This is a genomic window from Rhodospira trueperi, from assembly GCF_900101965.1.
GTDB lineage: Bacteria > Pseudomonadota > Alphaproteobacteria > Rhodospirillales > Rhodospirillaceae > Rhodospira > Rhodospira trueperi.
Genome location: NZ_FNAP01000013.1, coordinates 45,534 through 61,767 on the forward strand (window position 1 = coordinate 45,534; position 16,234 = coordinate 61,767).

Below are 16,234 nucleotides of genomic sequence, written 5' to 3' on the forward strand. Positions count from 1 at the left end.
TAACCCCGGCGCGAAACGACATGGGCGACTCATGACCAAGGCACTGAACACATACCGCGCGGGCGCGGACGAATGCGGCCATTTCGGCATCTTCGGCGGGCGCTACGTGGCCGAGACCCTGATGCCCCTGATCCTGGAGGTCGAGCGGGCCTATGAGGCCGTGACGACCGACCCGGCCTTCAGGACCGAACTGAACGGCTACCTGAAGCACTATGTCGGCCGGCCGAGCCCGCTCTATTTCGCGCGGCGCATGACCGAGCATCTGGGCGGGGCGAAGATCTATTTCAAGCGCGAGGATCTGAACCACACCGGCGCCCACAAGGTGAACTCCTGCATGGGGCAGATCCTGTTGGCCCGGCGCATGGGCAAAAGCCGCATCATCGCCGAGACCGGGGCCGGGCAGCACGGCGTCGCCACGGCCACGGTGTGCGCGCTGTTCGGTCTGAAGTGCGTGATCTACATGGGTCAGGTGGACATTGAACGGCAGGCGCCGAACGTGTTCCGCATGAAACTCCTGGGCGCCGAGGTCAAGCCGGTCACCAGCGGCTCGGCGACTCTGAAGGACGCCATGAACGACGCCCTGCGCGACTGGGTCGCCAACGTGGACGACACCTACTACCTGATCGGTACCGTCGCTGGCCCGCACCCCTATCCCTCCATGGTGCGCGACTTCCAGTGCGTCATTGGCGAGGAAACGCGCGAACAGATCCTGGAGCAAGAGGGCCGCCTGCCCGACAGCCTGGTGGCCTGTATCGGCGGCGGCTCCAACGCCATGGGCCTGTTCCACCCCTTCCTGGACGAACCGGACGTGCGCATCGTCGGCGTCGAGGCCGCCGGCGACGGCGTCGAGACAGGCCGCCATGCCGCCTCCATGACCGGCGGGCGTCCGGGCGTGCTGCACGGCAACCGGATGTATCTGTTGCAGACCGACGACGGCCAGGTCACCGAGGCGCATTCCATCTCCGCCGGCCTGGACTACCCGGGTGTGGGTCCCGAACACTGCTGGCTGAAGGACACCGGTCGGGTGGAGTACGTGCCCATCACCGACGCCGAGGCGCTGGAGGCGTTCCAGACCGTCACCCGACTGGAGGGCATCATTCCGGCCTTGGAAAGCGCGCACGCCGTGGCCCAGGCCATCAAGATGGCACCCACCCTGCCCAAAGACCACATCATGGTGGTCAACATGTCCGGACGCGGCGACAAGGATGTCGCCACCGTCGCCAAGGCGCTGGGGACCGACATGGGGGAGGTGCTGTGATGCCCAGGGAGACAACCCCCGAAAGCTGTCGCATCCAGGCCCGCTTCGCCGCCCTGCGCGAGCAGGGCCGCGCCGGTCTGGTGACCTACATGATGGCCGGCGACCCCGACCCCGCAAGCGCCCAGGCCATTCTGGACGGCCTGCCGACGGCCGGCGCCGACATCATCGAACTGGGCATGCCGTTCTCGGATCCCATGGCGGACGGACCGACCATCCAGGTCGCCGCGCAGCGCGCCCTGAAGCAGGGCCAGACGCTGAAGGGCACGCTGGAGATGCTGTCCCGGTTCCGCGAGAAAGACACCGAAACGCCGGTCGTGCTGATGGGCTACTACAACCCCATCCACAGCCACGGCGTCGAGCGCTTTGCCGCCGATGCCGCTGCCGCTGGGGCGGACGGGGCCATCATCGTCGATCTACCGCCGGAGGAGGCGCCGGAGTTGACCGGCCCCTTCAACGCCCACGGCCTGCATCTGATCATGCTGACCGCGCCCACGACCGACGCGGCGCGCCTGCCGGCGGTGCTGGCTCATGCCGGCGGATTCCTCTATTACGTCTCCATCACCGGCATCACCGGCACCCGCTCGGCCGACGAGGCCCAGGTGGCCGAGGCCGTGGAGCGTCTGCGCCGTCAAACGGACCTGCCCATTGCCGTCGGCTTCGGCATTCGTACCCCGGAGCAGGCCGCCGCCACCGCCCGCGCGGCGGATGCCGTCGTGGTCGGCTCGGCCCTGGTGGACCGTATCGCCAAGGGCGACGACCCCTTGGGCTTCGTCGCCGCCCTGGCCGAGGGTGTCCGCGCCGCGCGCCGCTGATCCGCGCCCTGACCCGCGTTCTCGGGAGTTCGCATGAACTGGCTGTCCGAATACGTCCGCCCCAAGTTCCGTAACCTCGTCGGCAGTCCGCGCGAGGTGCCCGACAACCTGTGGCACAAGTGCCCCGCCTGCGGGCACATGATCTTCCACAAGGAACTCGACAAAGCCCGCCGGGTCTGCCTGCAGTGCGGCCATCACATGCGTCTGCCGGTCAAGCACCGGCTGGCGATGCTGTTCGACGACGGCGTCTATGACCGCGAGCCGCTGCCCAAGGTGCCAGCGGACCCCCTGAAGTTCCGCGACGTCAAAAGCTATTCAAGCCGCCTGAAGGACGCCCAGGCGAAAAACGGCGAGACGGATGCGCTGATCGTCGCCAAGGGGCCGATCGAGGGGCAGACGACGGTGCTGGCCGCCTTCGACTTCGACTTCATGGGGGGGTCGATGGGCATGGCCGTCGGCGAGGGCTTCGTGGTCGCCGCCGAACTGGCCGTGAAGCATCGCGCGCCCCTGGTGGCCATTCCGTCGTCGGGCGGTGCCCGAATGCAGGAGGGCATCCTGTCGTTGATGCAGATGGCCCGGGTGACCGTGGCCGTCGACATGGTCAAGGACGCCGGCCTGCCCTACATCGTCGTGCTGACCGATCCCACAACCGGCGGGGTGACCGCCTCGCTGGCCATGCTGGGCGACATCGCCATGGCGGAGCCGGGGGCGATCATCGGCTTCGCCGGTGCCCGGGTCATCGAACAGACCATTCATGAGAAACTGCCCAAGGGCTTCCAGCGCTCGGAATACCTGCTGGAACACGGCATGGTGGACATGGTGGTGCCGCGCGATGCCCTCAAGGGGACGCTGGCGCGGGTCATCCGGCTGCTGACGGTCCCGACCATGCCTTATGAGCAGACCAACCTGCCGGTGGTCGCGGATGCGTCCCATGTCGAGGGGCACCGCGAGACCGAACCCACCGGGCCGGTGGACGAGTCCGATGATCCGCATCCCGACGTCGAGGAGCTGCCGCCCCTCGCCGAGCCGCCCAAACGCAAGGGCGTGCGCAAGAGCGAGGACGACAGCGTCGCTGCGTCCACGGCGGCCGACCGCGCCCCGGAGTCGTGATCGCGTCCCTGCGCTTCCCCGCGTCGGGGACGCGGGCCTAAGCCTCGCGTCCGCCCCGGGCGGCCGACCATCCGATGGGATCCTGCAGGAAGGCGCGCACGCCCGCGATGGCCTCGGGCGCGAAGGCCTCCTGTGCCTCGGCCTCCTGCAGCACGTCCCACCACGTGGCCAGGAAGTGCAGCTTGATGCCGGCGGCCTCCAGGTCGTCCAGGGCGCCCGGAAACACCCCGTAGAAGAACACGACGAAGGCGTGCCGCACGTCTGCCCCGGCGGCGCGCAGGGCGTCACAGAACACCAGCTTGGAACCGCCGTCGGTGGCCAGGTCCTCCACCAGCAGCACTCGCGCGCCTTCTTCGAACGTGCCCTCGATCTGTGCCATGCGGCCGAAGCCCTTGGGCTTCTTGCGCACGTACAGCATGGGCAGGGCGAGCGCGTCGGCCAGCCACGCGGCGTAGGGAATCCCCGCCGTCTCGCCGCCGGCCACGGCGTCGAAGGCCTCCAGGCCCGCGCCCCGCTCCAGCGTGTCCTGGGCCAGACCGATCAGCCGCCGCCGCGCGCGCGGAAACGAGATCAGCCGCCGACAGTCGATATAGACCGGGCTGGCCCAGCCGGCCGTGAGCGTGTACGGCTCCTCCGGCCGGAAGTTGACGGCGCGGGTCTCCAGCAGGATGCGGGCGACCAAGCGGCCGGCATCGGGATCATGCGAGTCGGCGGCGGCGGGATTGTGGGTCATCGGCGGGGTCTCCGGACAGGGGACGGACGGGCGGGATTTCTCCTTCGTTCCGGCCTTCTGTAGCGGCTATAAGGGGACCCCGCAATCGTCCGGCACCGTTCCAGGCCCGGCGCCGACTCACGTGATCCCAGGGAGAGCCGCATGCAGCCCGACGCCATCCTCACCAGCCGTGATGAATCCGGCCTTGTGGCCACCGTGACCCTGAACAAGCCGGACAAGCTGAACGCGCTCGACCTGCCCATGTGGCGGGGGCTGGCGGAGGCGTTCGAGGACCTCTCAGAGGACGAGAGCCTGCGCTGCGTGGTGCTACAGGGGGCCGGCAAGGCCTTCGCCGCCGGGGCCGACATCGGCGAGTTCGACACCGTGCGCGCCACCGCCCAACAGGCCAAGGAGTATGATGTGACCATGCGTCGCGCGCTGCGGTCGGTGCGCGAGTGCCCCGCCCCCGTGGTGGCGCGCATTGACGGCGCGTGTGTCGGCGGCGGGCTGGAACTGGCCTGCATGGCGGATCTGCGGGTTGCCTCCACGCGGTCGAAATTCGGCGTGCCCATTTCGCGTATTTCCGTGGTCATGGCCTACCCGGAGATCGAGGCCATTCAGCGGCTCATCGGGGCCGCGCGCACGGCCGAGATCCTGCTGGAGGGCAAGATCCATGACGCCGACTGGGCCTATCACGCCGGCCTGATCAACTACGCGGTGGAACCGGACGCGCTCGACAAGACCCTCTCCGGGGTGGTCGAGCGGATCGGCCTGGGCGCGCCCCTGGCGGCGCGCTGGCACAAACGGTTCGTGCGCCGTCTGGTCACGCCGCATCCGGTCACCGACAGTGAACTCGACGAGTGCTATGACTTCCTGTCCACGGGCGACTACGTGGAAGGCGTGTCCGCCTTCAAGGACAAGCGCAAGCCGGCCTTCAAGGCGAAATAGCGGACCGTGGCGGGGTTCGGCGAGACGGCCCTGCTGACGGCGGGGCTGATCGCCGTGGCTGTGGTCGTTGTCTACACCTTGCGGCTGGGTGCGCCGCCGTGGCCGTCGTCGCCCCGCGCGCGGCGCGTCCTGCTTGAGGCGGTGCCGACTGAGTCGGCCATCGACGGCGAGATTCTGGAACTGGGGTGCGGCTGGGGCGGGCTGGCGCTGGCGCTGGCGGCGCGGTATCCGGATCGCCGCGTGCTGGGTGTGGAGCTTTCGCCCGTTCCCTGGGCGGTGGCGCGCCTGCGGGCGTTGGCCGGGCGGGTCGGCAATCTGGAGATCCAGCGGGCCGACCTGCACAGGGTGGACTTGTCGGGGGCCGGCCTGATCGTCTGCTATCTGAATCGCGACGCCATGAGCCGTCTGGCCGAGCGCGCGGCAACCGAGGCAAGACCCGGAACCTGGATCGTGTCCAATACCTTCGGCCTGGGGGACGGGCGGCCCGTTGCGCGGCGTTTCGTTGGGGATCTGTACCGAACCGAGATTCTCGTCTACCGTATTGGCGAGGATAGCGACGGGATCTCCGATGATGCAACGGGACCGCGATTCGCTCACACGCGAGATTGTTGAGGGTGTCGCCGGGGCGACGGCCGGGGCGCTGTCCGGTCGGCCCTCCGTGGCCGTGCTGTCGACGTTGCTTGGCGAGGTCTGGACCATCGCCGAGGACGTGACCCGCCGCAACGAAGCGGTTGCGCCTCCGTCTCGCCCCATTGCCTGCAAGGCCGGATGCACGATGTGCTGTCATTCGCGCTGGATCCTGGTGACCGCGCCCGAGGTGCTGGTGACGGCGGACGCGGTGCGAGAACGGCCCGAGCACGCCGACATGCTGGCCCGCGCCGAGGCGGCGGCGGCGCCCGATGTCGACGTTGTGCGTGTCCCGTGCGCGGTGCTGGACGGGGCCGGGATGTGCTCAGCCTACGCGTCGCGCCCCCTGAAGTGCCGGGGGTACACATCGCTGGATGTAAGGGCCTGCGAGGCCAAACTGACCGTCAACCCGGAGGCGGAGGTGCCCGTCTACTATCCCCGGTACGCCATTTATGACGCCATGCAGGCGGGCGTGCTGAAGGGTGTGGAGGCGGCCGGCTATCGATCCGAACGTCTGGACCTGCGCGGCGCGCTGGTCCGGGCGCTGGCCACGCCGGACGCGACGGCGCGGTGGCTGTCCGGGGAGGATGTATTCGCGGGCCTCCGCATGCCACGGGATGTGTGACGGGCGAGGCATGGGCGGGGGGGCGACCAACGCGATCGGAGACAATGGGTAGGGCGGATTCGGCCCCGCCCGTTTCCCGAAGGGGAACGCGGCGGGGCCAATCCGCCGCTGGGGACGCCGCCGAACGCGGCTTGCGCCCGCGGCGTGAAGCCGCCCATACGGGCTCGACGTTACGCAGCGAAGCCACATGTGCCCGCTATGGTGGCGAAACAGGCAGTGGCACCTTGAGAACGATGATGTTTTGGCTGAGAAAAAACACCTAAACAGCATTATTCGGCCGAATCCAGAGGTGGCGTGACGTCAGGAAACGACAAGGTCAGGCCATAAGTGGCCAAACCGTCGCGGAGCATCAACGCATAATCTCGATCCAGTTCTTTGCTAACTACTTTAAATAGCTCGGCTCCAACAAAGGAAAAATAAAATAATTTTGGCATAATTGCCAAATTATTCTTTTCGTAATCGGGATTCTGTTCAATAAAAACGACATTCCTCCCCATATTGAACTTCTTTTTTTTCAGAATACTGCTCCGGGTTTACAATATATATGCCAGTTTGTCCAACTAATCCATGTGTTTGAAGGCGCAAAATAAGATCATCTTTTATAGATTTACATCTGTCGGAGCCGAGGCTTGAGTATATGACCATCACTTCTCCCTGAGAATTTACCAGCGCACAATTGCAAATATAATCAAATAATGACGCTGTCTTCTGATCCAAGACTGAAAGCGCCTGTATGGTAAGCGGTGAAAAAGTACCGGGGCGCGAAACTTCTCCCGCGAGAATTCTTCCTAAAATTAATTGAATATCTTCATTTGACTTAATAGAGGCAACCTGATTAAATTGGGTAAGCCAATCTTCATCCAGCTCCTCTGCATGACTAACTGCGGCACTTTTTTCATTCTTCTGACCTCCTTCAAAGCCAAGCCGCATGGCTTCGCAGGCATGATAGGCGACCGCTTCTCTATTTATTTGGCTCGCGACAAGATGATTTGCATGATACTCCAAGGCACGGTCAACTATTTCAGGGTCCGACGTCGCCTTGTTAGCCGCGCCGCGACCTGCAGCAGCCATGATGAGCTCATGATTCCTCGTGCGAGATCGAATTCTGGCTGCCTTATCCTCCAGCCAAGCGGCTGGGACATCGGCACAGCCGGTAATCAGGCTACTCAATGCCTTGAAAATCGAACGCTTAATCGGCGCCGGAATGCCATCCAGCCCATCCAGAGCATCGGTCAATGATTCCGGCAGGTTGGTAGCTTCGTCGTCCGAAGGCTCCATGAACGGGCTCACTCTCGCAATTATTGACAGCGCATCCATTCACAGTAGCGCGAAAACTAGCGTCCCGAAAACGGGTTTCTTCGCTCAGGCTACGCCCCCATCACCCCTGGCAACCAGCCTTCATGGGCCGCGCGCAGGTCGGACAGCGCCACCTCCGCCCCGCCCAGGGTGATCGCGGCGTCCGGGCCGGTGCCGCCCGTGTCGCCGATATGCCGCGCCAGCGTGCCCAGCTCGGCCAGCAGCCCCGTTACCCCCTCGGCCGGCACGGTGACCACATACCGCCCCTGGTCCTCGCCGAACAAGGCCGCCGCCGACGGCGCGGCGAGCGTCAGGGCCGCGCCCATGTCCCCCGCCAGCGCCATTTCGGCCACCGCGACCAGCAGGCCGCCGTCGGAGACATCGTGGCACGCGCTCACGCGCCCCGCCTGGATCAGCCCGCGCACCACGTCGCCGACGTGGCGTTCGTGCTCCAGGTCCACCGGCGGCGGCGCGCCCTCTTCCCGGCCGCACAGCTCGCGCAGGTACAGGCTCTGGCCCAGCCAGCCGCTCTCGCGTGTGTCCGGCCGCTCGCCGATCACCACGATGGCCTCGCCCGGCGCTTTGAAGGTCACCGTGGCCATGCGGTCCAGGTCGTCGATCACGCCCACCCCACCGATGGTCGGCGTGGGCGGAATGGCGCGGCCCTCGGTCTCGTTGTAGAGGCTGACGTTGCCCGACACGACCGGGAAGTCGAGCGCCCGGCAGGCCTCGGCCAGCCCCTGGCAGGCGCCGACGAACTGGCCCATGATCAGCGGCTTTTCCGGGTTGCCGAAGTTCATGTTGTCGGTGACGGCCAACGGCCGCGCACCGGCGGCGGTGAGGTTCCGCCACGCTTCGGCCACCGCCTGCCGCCCGCCCATCACGGGGTCGGCGCGGACATAGCGCGGCGTGCAGTCGGTGGTCATGGCCAGCCCGCGCTCGGAGCCATGAATCCGCACCACCGCCGCGTCGCCGCCCGGGCGCTGCACCGTGTCGCCCATGACCATGTGGTCGTACTGCTCCCAGATCCAGCGGCGGCTGGCGAGGTCGGGCGAGCCCATCAGGGCCGGCAGGGCTTCGGTCCACGGCACCTCGGGCACGTCGGCGGCGTCCACCACGGGCGCGGGCGGGGTCGGCTCCCACGGACGGTCGTATTCGGGCGCGGCCTCGGCCAGCGGGTCGATGGGCAGGTCGGCCACCGTCTCGCCGTTCCAGGTGAGCACCATGCGCCCGGTGTCGGTCAGGTGCCCGATGACGGCGAAATCCAGGCCCCACTTGCGGAAGATGGCCTCGGCCACCGGCTCCTTGCCCGGTTCCAGGACCATCAACATGCGCTCCTGGCTTTCCGAGAGCATCAACTCATAGGGCGTCATGCCCTCTTCGCGCATGGGCACGCGGTCGAGCGTCAGTTCCACGCCCAGGCCGCCCTTGGAGGCCATCTCGAACGACGACGAGGTCAAACCGGCCGCGCCCATGTCCTGGATGGCGACGATGACGTCGGTGGCCATCAGTTCCAGGCAGGCCTCGATGAGGAGTTTTTCCGTGAACGGGTCGCCGACCTGGACCGTGGGGCGCTTCTCCTCCGAATCGGCGTTGAACTCCGCGGACGCCATGGTGGCGCCGTGGATGCCGTCACGCCCGGTCTTGGAGCCGACGTAGACCACCGGATTCCCGACGCCGCTGGCCTTGGAATAGAAGATGCGGTCGGCGGGCGCGATGCCGACCGTCATGGCGTTGACCAGGATGTTGCCGTTGTAGTCGGGGTGGAAGTTCACCTCGCCGCCTACGGTCGGCACACCGACACAGTTGCCGTAGCCGCCGATGCCGGCCACCACGCCGCTGATCAGGTGGCGCGTCTTCGGGTGGTCCGGCGCGCCGAAGCGCAGCGCGTTCAGGTTGGCCACAGGGCGGGCGCCCATGGTGAAGACGTCGCGCAGGATGCCGCCGACCCCGGTCGCCGCGCCCTGATAGGGCTCGATGAAGCTGGGGTGGTTGTGGCTTTCCATCTTGAAGACGGCGGTCAGGTCGTCGCCGATGTCGATGACGCCAGCGTTCTCGCCCGGCCCCTGGATCACCCAGGGCGCGGACGTGGGCAGCGTCTTCAGCCACTTCTTGGAGGATTTGTAGGAGCAGTGCTCCGACCACATGACCGAGAAGATGCCCAACTCGGTGAGGTTCGGCGCCCGGCCCAAGATGTCCAGGACGCGCTGGTATTCCTCGGCGGTCAGGCCGTGCTCGGCGATAATGTTGGGGGTGATCGTGGTCACGACAGCGCCTCCAGCAGCGAGGCGAACAGGGGCCGGCCGTCGGTGCCGCCCAGGCGTGGGTCGGCCAGCCGTTCCGGGTGGGGCATCAGGCCCAGCACGGTGCGCTCCTCCGACAGGATGCCGGCGATGTTGTCCAGCGAGCCGTTGGGGTTGGCGTCCTCCGTCACCTTACCGGCCGGGTCGCAGTAGCGGAAGACGACGCGGTCCTCGTCCTCCAGCGCGCACTGGGTGGCCAGATCGGCGACATAGTTGCCGTCGTGATGTGCGATGGGGATGCGGATGACCTGCCCGGGCGCGTAGTGGCCGGTGAAGAGGGTGTCCGTGGTTTCGACCCGCAGGTGGACGTCCTTGCAGAGGAACCGCAGGTCGCGGTTGCGCATCAGGGCGCCGGGCAACAGGCCAGTCTCGCACAACACCTGGAAGCCGTTGCAGATGCCCAGCACGGCGACGCCGCGTTCGGCGGCCTTGCGCACTCCCGTCATGGCGGCGGCGTGGGCGGCCATGGCGCCGCAGCGCAGGTAGTCACCGTAGGAGAACCCGCCGGGGACGACGACCAGGTCCAGGTCCTCGGGCAGGGCGGGGTCAGCGTGCCAGTGCATGACAGGCGGGCGGCCGGTGGTCTGCTCCAGGCTGACCGCCACGTCGCGGTCGCAGTTGGAGCCGGGAAAGACGATGACGGCGGACTTCACGGGTCCACCTCGATCCGGTAGGTCTCGATCACGGTGTTGGCCAGCAGTTGGCGGCACATGTCGTCCACGCGGGCGCGCGCGGCCTCGGCGTCGGTGTCGTCCAGGTCGAGGTCGATCACCTTGCCCTGACGGGCCTCCTTCACGCCGTCGAACCCCAGCGAGTGGAGCGCATTGGCGATGGCCTTGCCCTGTGGGTCGAGCACGCCGGGCTTCAGGGTGACATGAACGCGGGCCTTCACGGGCTGGGTCCTCCGGTCATTACAATGGTGGCGGCGCCGACGCGGGATTCCAGAGCGCTTGGCGTGCGTTCTGAATCACGCAAGGCGCCTTCATGATTTAATATCTGAGCAAATCGTCGTCGCGATCCGTTCCGGATCGCTCGGGATTTGCTCTACTGCAACACCGCCGGACCCTGCATGTCGCGGGGGCCGCCCTCGGGCAGGATGCCGAGTCGGCGGGCGACCTCCTGATAGGCCTGCTCGACGCCGCCCATGTCGCGGCGGAAGCGGTCCTTGTCCAGGCGTTCGTTGGTCTTGACGTCCCACAGTCGGCAGTTGTCGGGGCTGATCTCGTCGGCCAGCACCAGGTGCATCTCGTCGGTCTGGTCGTCATAGACGCGACCGAACTCCAGCTTGAAGTCCACCAGCTTCAGCCCGATGCCCAGGAACAGGCCCGACAGGTAGTCGTTGACCCGCAGCGACAGGCTCATCATTTCGTCCAGGTCCTGGATGGTGGCCCAGCCGAAGGCGGTGATGTGCTCCTCGGTGACCATCGGGTCGTTCAGATCGTCGCTCTTGTAGTAGTACTCGACGATGGAGCGCGGCAGCACCGTGCCCTCCTGGATGCCGAAGCGCTTGGACAGCGAGCCGGCGGCGATGTTGCGCACCACGACCTCGATGGGGATGATCTCCACCTCGCGCACCAACTGCTCGCGCATGTTCAGGCGGCGGATGAAGTGCGTCGGCACGCCGATGTCGCCCAGACGCTGCATCAGGAACTCGCTGATGCGGTTGTTCAGCACCCCCTTGCCGGTGATGGTGCCCTTCTTCTGATTGTTGAAGGCGGTGGCGTCGTCCTTGAAGTACTGCACCAGGGTGCCCGGTTCGGGACCCTCGAACAGGACCTTGGCCTTGCCTTCATAGATTTGTCTGCGTCGGGCCATCAGCATCGTCTTGCGGGTTGGGGGCGGAAAACAGGAGCAAGCGCCCGCCACCGGACGGCGACGGGCGCGACAGCCGCACCATAGCGCGGGGCGGTCTTCGTTGAAAGGCGGATATTTGAGGGCGATCCGCCGGACACCCGCTTCAGCTCGCGGCCGCCTGGGGTTCCGCGGTGTCCGGCTCCTTCGGCGGGACATCGTCCGCGCCTTTTGCCGGCGCGGGGGGCGCGGCCTTCTTTTTTTTCCGGGCCTTGGATCCGGCCACCTCGTCCGGCGCCGGCGTGGTTCCCGCGTCCGGTTCGGGCGGCACACCCTCGGCGCCGATGGCCGGGCCGTGATAGTCCGTCACACCCTGCGCCAGCGCGAAACAGGCCAGCCGCACCGCCTTCGGAATGTCGATGACGTCGCCGTCACGCTCGCCCTTTTCGTAATACTGGACGACGCGGCGCTTCAGGCCCAGGGCCTCCGCCGCCTCTTTTTGCGACATGCGCATGACGCCCTTGCGCCAGTGCTTGAAGTCCTTGGGTGTCACGGTCCTCTCTCGCGCAGCATGGCTGCCATCAGCCATTCATTCTGCTGTTATCATGATATGACAGGACACGCAAAGCCGGGATGTGCGCCGTGTCAGCGCTGTTCGGCGCCCAGGGGCACCGGCCGGAACGGCGTGCGGTCGGGCGGGCCGTCGGCGAACCGCATCACCGACGCGGGGCCGTCCACGGCCGGGGCGGGCAGGGCGATCTGGGTGGCGTTGACGGTGGCGAACCCGCTGTCCAGGGCAAAGCACAGGCCGGCGGTCGCCGCCGGTGCGTTGGTGTCGGCGCCCCGGCCCTGAAGCGCCGTCCAGGCCTCCCACCCGTCCGGGGCCGTCGGATCGGGCGGCGGCGCGGCCCGGAAGTGCTGTAGGTTGGCGGCGATGCGCGGGTCGGCCGTATCGTTGGCGTCGAAGGCGGTGATCATCGACAGGCCCTCGTCCAGCGGAATCGCGTTCATCGGCTCGGTGCCGGCGTGGCGCAGCCAGAAGGCGTCCCGGTTGTCGGCGATGATCATGTTGAAAGCCCGATAGGCGTCCGGGTTCAGGTCGGCGAGCGCCCGCGCGGCATCCGCCGCGTCGGCGTGGTCCAACGCCTCCAACACCAGTTCGCCCCGGCTGCGCTTGCCCGCTTGCGGCCCCAGCGTGCCCTTGCGGTTCAGCATCACCGCGACGACGCCGGAGTCGTTCAGCCCCAGCCAGGAGCCGCCCGCAAGGTCGTCGCGCCCGGCGATGATCTCCGGGCGGTCGGGCCAATGGCGTCCGGGGGCCGTCCATGGCCGATCCCGCATCTCGTCGCGGTTCCCGGCCAGGATCAGCGGCCAGGCGTGGTTCGGCCGGCGCAGCACGATGACGGTACACATCAGGGAGGTTCCTTGTTCTTTCTCTATCCTGTCGGGGACGGCCCCGGTTCCGTCTTCCCAACGTGGGGAGGTTCGGCCCGTTCCTCAAATCCCGGTGCGAAAAAGGGGGTAGGCTCGCGCGCGGTGGTGAGGGTATAAGGGCCGCGCTCCGGGAGGATACCTCCGGAACAGGGAGAGGGAGGACCATGAGCGATCCGTTCCAAGAGCGCGAAAAGGCGTTCGAGGCGAAGTACGAACACGACGAAGCCTTGCGGTTCCGAATCATCACCCGTCGTAACAAGCTGCTGGGGCTGTGGGTCGCCGGCGAGGTCGGCATCACCGGCGCGGACGCCGATGCCTATGCCCAAGACCTGATCGAATACGACCTGACCCACGCCGGCAAGACCGACATCGTGGACAAGGTGCGGGCCGATCTGGCGGCGCGCGGGATCGAGATGTCGACTCACCGGCTGGAACTGCGGATCGCCAAGCTGCTGCATGAGGCCGAGGCGCAGGTCAACGCCGAGCTGGTGGGCAAGCCGTCGCACTGACGGCGTCGCTGCGGTCGGCGGGGACGGCGCTTTCTTGACCGGCCCCGGACCGTGCCCTATGTCGAGCCCATGCTGGGCGGGACCGGGTCCGGTCCCGCCGTCGATTCGTGCTCCGTCGTCTCCCTGAGGACACCGCCATGGCCGTTCTGCCCATCGTCGTCGCCCCCGATCCCCGCCTGAAACGGACCGCCGAGCCGGTGGCCACTGTTGACGCTGGGGTCGCCGCCCTGATGGACGACATGCTGGAGACGATGTACGCCGCGCCGGGCATCGGACTCGCGGCCCCGCAGGTGGGGGTGCTTAAGCGGGTCATCGTGGTGGACGTGGCGCGCGAGGGCGAGCCGCCGCAACCGCTGCGCATGGCCAACCCCGAGGTGGTCTGGTCCTCTGAGGAGTCCAATGTCCACGAGGAAGGCTGCCTGTCCCTGCCCGACATGTACGAGGATGTCACCCGGCCGGCCCGGGTGCGGGTGCGCTATCTGGATCGCGACAATCGCGAACAGGAGATCGAGGCCGACGGCCTGCTGGCCACCTGTGTGCAGCACGAAATCGACCACCTGAACGGCAAGCTGTTCGTCGATTACCTCAGCACCATCAAGCGCGGCATGATTCTGCGCAAGTTGCAGAAGCGCAAGAAGAACGGAGACCTCGCCGCGTGACCCTGCGCGTCGTCTTCATGGGCACGCCGGACTTTGCGGTGCCGGCGTTGCGGGCTGTGGCCGACGCGCACGAGGTCGTCTGTGTCTACACCCAGCCGCCGCGCCCCGCCGGTCGTGGCAAGAAGGAGCGGCCCTCGCCCGTGCATCAGGCCGCCGAGGCGCTGGGTGTGCCGGTGCGTCATCCCGCCACCCTCAAGGACCCGGCCGACCGTGAGGCCTTCGCCGCGCTGGGAGCCGACGTGGCCGTGGTGGCGGCCTACGGGCTGATCCTGCCGCGTCCGGTGCTGGACGCGCCCCGCCTGGGCTGCGTCAACATCCATGCCTCTCTGTTGCCGCGTTGGCGGGGTGCCGCGCCGATCCAGCGGGCCATCATGGCCGGCGACGCCGAAACCGGACTGACCATCATGCGGATGGAGGCCGGCCTCGACACCGGTCCCATGCTGCTGTCGGTGAAGACCCCCATCGGCCCGGACACCACGGCGGGCACCCTGCACGACACGCTGGCCGCGATGGGCGCGCCCTTGATCCTGGAGGCGCTGGACGGGCTGGCGGCCGGGGTATTGACGGCGGTGCCTCAGCCTGTGGACGGGGTGACCTACGCCGCCAAGATCGATAAGGGGGAAAGCCGGATCGACTGGACCCGGCCGGCACCCGATCTGGACCGCCATGTGCGCGGTCTGTCGCCGGTGCCGGGCGCGTTTTTCGAGCACGACGGCGAGCGCGTGCGGGTGCTGGCCGCGACACCAGAGGATGGGCGGGCCGAAACAGCGCCCGGCACGGTGCTGGACGATGCGCCCCGTGTGGCCTGTGCGGACGGCACGGCGTTGCGTCTCGACCGCCTGCAACGCGCCGGCAAGGGGCCGGTGGATGGCGCCGCCTTCCTGCGCGGCCGGCCGTTGCCACCGGGCACGGTTCTGGGGTAGGGACGGCGGCGCCATGCCCCGCTACAAGCTTGTCATCGAATACGACGGTGCGCCCTTCGTCGGTTGGCAGCGTCAGGACAACGGCCCGTCGGTCCAGCAGGCGCTGGAGGAGGCGGCCGAGCGCATCTGCGGCGAGCCGGTGCGCTTCCACGCCGCCGGGCGCACCGATTCGGGCGTGCATGCGCTGGGCATGGTGGCGCATGTGGACCTGCCCAAGACCCTGCCGGACGGCAAGCTGGCCGACGCGCTCAACGCCCACCTGCGGCCGGCGCCTGTCGCGGTGCTGATGGCGGAGGACACAGGCGAAGACTTCCACGCCCGCTTTTCCTGCATCGAGCGCCGCTATCTCTACCGCATCCTGACCCGCCGTGCCGATCCGGCGCTGGACCGGGGTCGGGTGTGGTGGCATGCGCGCTCGCTCGACGCCGACGCCATGCATGCCGCCGCCCAAGTGCTGGTCGGCCATCACGACTTCAGCAGCTTCCGCGCCGCCGAGTGCCAGGCCGACAGTCCGGTCAAGACGCTGGACGACCTGTCCGTCGCCCGGTGCGCCGAAGAGGTGCATGTCACGGCCCGCGCGCGCTCCTTCCTGCATCATCAGGTGCGCAACATGGTGGGCTCGCTGGCGCTGGTCGGGACCGGCAAGTGGTCGGCGGCCGACCTGCGGGCGGCGCTGGAGGCCCGCGATAGAGCCGCCGCCGGGCCCACGGCGCCCGCGTGCGGGCTGTACTTCGTCTCGGCACGGTACGGCGAGGAGTGAGGGGGCGACCTACTCGTCCCCGATGCCGTCCTCGCCGTCCTCGGCGCGGCGGCGCCGGTGCATGGTCAGGCCGACCTCGTCCAGCACCGCCTGATCCTTGCGGGCGCGCTCCTGCTCGGCCCGTTTGTCGCGGGCGTCCTGCGCCAGTTCATAGGTCTTGCGGCGCCGGTACAGTTCGGCCAGGGACTCGCGCGTCGTTTCGATCCGCGCGCGGACATCCGCCAGGGCCTCGGCGAGGTCGGCCTTGCGCTGGCGGTGCGCGGTCAGGAACGCGGGGAAGGTATAGGCCGCCTCCGGGTGCTTGTCGGCCAGCCGCGATTCCCGCGCCAGGGCCTCGTCCAGCGCGCGGTCGCGGGCGACCAGATCCGACTCCTCGCGCAACAGCACGCCGATCTGACGGCGCAACTCGTCGATCTCCAGCTTGTTCAGGCGGATGACCGCGTGAAGGTCGCCCTTGGCCATGGCGG

At 67.7% G+C, this 16,234-nt stretch carries 20 protein-coding genes; 10 read left to right on the plus strand and 10 right to left on the minus strand.

The window, feature by feature from the left end:
- Positions 1 to 31 precede the first annotated feature (31 nt).
- From trpB to accD, 3 genes are read left to right on the plus strand one after another with little or no spacing between them, the layout of a single operon-like run.
- Positions 32 to 1,258 carry a tryptophan synthase subunit beta gene (trpB, locus tag BLS85_RS14915; RefSeq protein WP_092787534.1) on the plus strand — a complete coding sequence of 409 codons (1,227 nt, stop codon included), beginning with the start codon at positions 32 to 34 and terminating at the stop codon, positions 1,256 to 1,258.
- Complete coding sequence (gene trpA / locus BLS85_RS14920) at positions 1,258 to 2,070, plus strand: tryptophan synthase subunit alpha (protein ID WP_092787535.1); 813 nt, start codon at positions 1,258 to 1,260, stop codon at positions 2,068 to 2,070. Before trpB ends, trpA begins: the two co-directional genes overlap by 1 nt.
- A gap of 33 nt (positions 2,071 to 2,103) precedes the next feature.
- Positions 2,104 to 3,180, plus strand: coding sequence for an acetyl-CoA carboxylase, carboxyltransferase subunit beta (gene accD / locus BLS85_RS14925; protein WP_092787536.1), 1,077 nt, complete (start codon positions 2,104 to 2,106; stop codon positions 3,178 to 3,180).
- Between the two features lie 37 nt (positions 3,181 to 3,217).
- On the opposite strand, the gene BLS85_RS14930 is transcribed toward accD, so the two are convergent.
- On the minus strand, positions 3,218 to 3,913 hold the full coding sequence (locus tag BLS85_RS14930; RefSeq protein WP_092787537.1) for an orotate phosphoribosyltransferase: 696 nt from the start codon (positions 3,911 to 3,913) through the stop codon (positions 3,218 to 3,220).
- Between the two features lie 141 nt (positions 3,914 to 4,054).
- On the opposite strand from BLS85_RS14930, the gene BLS85_RS14935 reads away from it, so the two are divergent.
- The 3 genes from BLS85_RS14935 to BLS85_RS14945 are packed head-to-tail and all read left to right on the plus strand — an operon-like array spanning position 4,055 to position 6,092.
- On the plus strand, positions 4,055 to 4,840 hold the full coding sequence (locus tag BLS85_RS14935) for an enoyl-CoA hydratase/isomerase family protein (protein ID WP_092787538.1): 786 nt from the start codon (positions 4,055 to 4,057) through the stop codon (positions 4,838 to 4,840).
- Positions 4,841 to 4,846: 6 nt separating this feature from the next.
- Positions 4,847 to 5,452 (plus strand): methyltransferase domain-containing protein, encoded by a 606-nt coding sequence (locus BLS85_RS14940; RefSeq protein WP_092787539.1) that lies wholly within the window; start codon positions 4,847 to 4,849, stop codon positions 5,450 to 5,452.
- Positions 5,409 to 6,092: a YkgJ family cysteine cluster protein gene (locus BLS85_RS14945; protein ID WP_092787540.1), complete on the plus strand. Its 684-nt coding sequence runs from the start codon at positions 5,409 to 5,411 to the stop codon at positions 6,090 to 6,092. The genes BLS85_RS14940 and BLS85_RS14945 overlap by 44 nt, the downstream gene beginning before the upstream one ends.
- A gap of 269 nt (positions 6,093 to 6,361) precedes the next feature.
- Here the strand turns inward: BLS85_RS14945 and BLS85_RS19310 are convergent, their stop codons facing one another.
- The 8 genes from BLS85_RS19310 to BLS85_RS14980 all read right to left on the minus strand — a co-directional run bounded on the left by BLS85_RS19310 (position 6,362) and on the right by BLS85_RS14980 (position 12,895).
- Positions 6,362 to 6,589 (minus strand): hypothetical protein, encoded by a 228-nt coding sequence (locus BLS85_RS19310; RefSeq protein ID WP_143027214.1) that lies wholly within the window; start codon positions 6,587 to 6,589, stop codon positions 6,362 to 6,364.
- Positions 6,564 to 7,370 (minus strand): DUF2806 domain-containing protein, encoded by an 807-nt coding sequence (locus BLS85_RS14950; protein WP_176793779.1) that lies wholly within the window; start codon positions 7,368 to 7,370, stop codon positions 6,564 to 6,566. The genes BLS85_RS19310 and BLS85_RS14950 overlap by 26 nt, the downstream gene beginning before the upstream one ends.
- An 89-nt stretch (positions 7,371 to 7,459) precedes the next feature.
- Positions 7,460 to 9,655, minus strand: a complete 2,196-nt coding sequence (gene purL, locus BLS85_RS14955; RefSeq protein ID WP_092787542.1) for a phosphoribosylformylglycinamidine synthase subunit PurL — start codon at positions 9,653 to 9,655, stop codon at positions 7,460 to 7,462.
- A complete protein-coding gene (gene purQ, locus BLS85_RS14960) occupies positions 9,652 to 10,344 on the minus strand; it encodes a phosphoribosylformylglycinamidine synthase subunit PurQ (protein WP_092787543.1) in 693 nt (230 codons plus the stop codon). The genes purL and purQ overlap by 4 nt, the downstream gene beginning before the upstream one ends.
- The gene (gene purS / locus BLS85_RS14965; protein ID WP_092787544.1) at positions 10,341 to 10,583 is read right to left on the minus strand and encodes a phosphoribosylformylglycinamidine synthase subunit PurS; all 243 of its coding nucleotides are present in this window, start codon (positions 10,581 to 10,583) and stop codon (positions 10,341 to 10,343) included. Before purS ends, purQ begins: the two co-directional genes overlap by 4 nt.
- A 152-nt stretch (positions 10,584 to 10,735) precedes the next feature.
- Complete coding sequence (purC, locus tag BLS85_RS14970; protein WP_092787602.1) at positions 10,736 to 11,506, minus strand: phosphoribosylaminoimidazolesuccinocarboxamide synthase; 771 nt, start codon at positions 11,504 to 11,506, stop codon at positions 10,736 to 10,738.
- A gap of 142 nt (positions 11,507 to 11,648) precedes the next feature.
- Positions 11,649 to 12,035: a helix-turn-helix domain-containing protein gene (locus BLS85_RS18810; protein ID WP_143027215.1), complete on the minus strand. Its 387-nt coding sequence runs from the start codon at positions 12,033 to 12,035 to the stop codon at positions 11,649 to 11,651.
- Positions 12,036 to 12,127: 92 nt separating this feature from the next.
- Positions 12,128 to 12,895 (minus strand): NRDE family protein, encoded by a 768-nt coding sequence (locus tag BLS85_RS14980; RefSeq protein ID WP_092787545.1) that lies wholly within the window; start codon positions 12,893 to 12,895, stop codon positions 12,128 to 12,130.
- 185 nt (positions 12,896 to 13,080) lie between these two features.
- Here BLS85_RS14980 and BLS85_RS14985 point away from each other — a divergent pair, with 185 nt between their 5' ends.
- From BLS85_RS14985 to truA, 4 genes are all read left to right on the plus strand, one after another.
- Positions 13,081 to 13,425, plus strand: coding sequence for a DUF1476 domain-containing protein (locus tag BLS85_RS14985; protein WP_092787546.1), 345 nt, complete (start codon positions 13,081 to 13,083; stop codon positions 13,423 to 13,425).
- Positions 13,426 to 13,562: 137 nt separating this feature from the next.
- Positions 13,563 to 14,084 (plus strand): peptide deformylase, encoded by a 522-nt coding sequence (gene def / locus BLS85_RS14990; protein ID WP_092787547.1) that lies wholly within the window; start codon positions 13,563 to 13,565, stop codon positions 14,082 to 14,084.
- A 2-nt stretch (positions 14,085 to 14,086) separates the two neighbouring features.
- Positions 14,087 to 15,007, plus strand: a complete 921-nt coding sequence (fmt, locus tag BLS85_RS14995; protein WP_092787603.1) for a methionyl-tRNA formyltransferase — start codon at positions 14,087 to 14,089, stop codon at positions 15,005 to 15,007.
- 13 nt (positions 15,008 to 15,020) lie between these two features.
- On the plus strand, positions 15,021 to 15,767 hold the full coding sequence (gene truA, locus BLS85_RS15000) for a tRNA pseudouridine(38-40) synthase TruA (protein ID WP_092787548.1): 747 nt from the start codon (positions 15,021 to 15,023) through the stop codon (positions 15,765 to 15,767).
- Positions 15,768 to 15,776: 9 nt separating this feature from the next.
- On the opposite strand, the gene BLS85_RS15005 is transcribed toward truA, so the two are convergent.
- Positions 15,777 to 16,229: a flagellar export protein FliJ gene (locus BLS85_RS15005; protein WP_092787549.1), complete on the minus strand. Its 453-nt coding sequence runs from the start codon at positions 16,227 to 16,229 to the stop codon at positions 15,777 to 15,779.
- Between the last annotated feature and the right edge of the window lie 5 nt (positions 16,230 to 16,234).

Excerpts from the sequence above, each read along its gene's own strand:
- trpB (WP_092787534.1), top strand. The coding sequence starts at position 32 with ATGACCAAGGCACTGAACACATACCGCGCGGGCGCGGACGAATGCGGC.
- trpA (WP_092787535.1), top strand. The coding sequence starts at position 1,258 with ATGCCCAGGGAGACAACCCCCGAAAGCTGTCGCATCCAGGCCCGCTTC.
- accD (WP_092787536.1), top strand. The coding sequence starts at position 2,104 with ATGAACTGGCTGTCCGAATACGTCCGCCCCAAGTTCCGTAACCTCGTC.
- BLS85_RS14930 (WP_092787537.1), bottom strand. The coding sequence starts at position 3,913 with ATGACCCACAATCCCGCCGCCGCCGACTCGCATGATCCCGATGCCGGC.
- BLS85_RS14935 (WP_092787538.1), top strand. The coding sequence starts at position 4,055 with ATGCAGCCCGACGCCATCCTCACCAGCCGTGATGAATCCGGCCTTGTG.
- BLS85_RS14945 (WP_092787540.1), top strand. The coding sequence starts at position 5,409 with ATGATGCAACGGGACCGCGATTCGCTCACACGCGAGATTGTTGAGGGT.
- BLS85_RS19310 (WP_143027214.1), bottom strand. The coding sequence starts at position 6,589 with ATGGGGAGGAATGTCGTTTTTATTGAACAGAATCCCGATTACGAAAAG.
- BLS85_RS14950 (WP_176793779.1), bottom strand. The coding sequence starts at position 7,370 with ATGGAGCCTTCGGACGACGAAGCTACCAACCTGCCGGAATCATTGACC.
- purC (WP_092787602.1), bottom strand. The coding sequence starts at position 11,506 with ATGGCCCGACGCAGACAAATCTATGAAGGCAAGGCCAAGGTCCTGTTC.
- BLS85_RS14980 (WP_092787545.1), bottom strand. The coding sequence starts at position 12,895 with ATGTGTACCGTCATCGTGCTGCGCCGGCCGAACCACGCCTGGCCGCTG.
- BLS85_RS14985 (WP_092787546.1), top strand. The coding sequence starts at position 13,081 with ATGAGCGATCCGTTCCAAGAGCGCGAAAAGGCGTTCGAGGCGAAGTAC.
- def (WP_092787547.1), top strand. The coding sequence starts at position 13,563 with ATGGCCGTTCTGCCCATCGTCGTCGCCCCCGATCCCCGCCTGAAACGG.
- truA (WP_092787548.1), top strand. The coding sequence starts at position 15,021 with ATGCCCCGCTACAAGCTTGTCATCGAATACGACGGTGCGCCCTTCGTC.
- BLS85_RS15005 (WP_092787549.1), bottom strand. The coding sequence starts at position 16,229 with ATGGCCAAGGGCGACCTTCACGCGGTCATCCGCCTGAACAAGCTGGAG.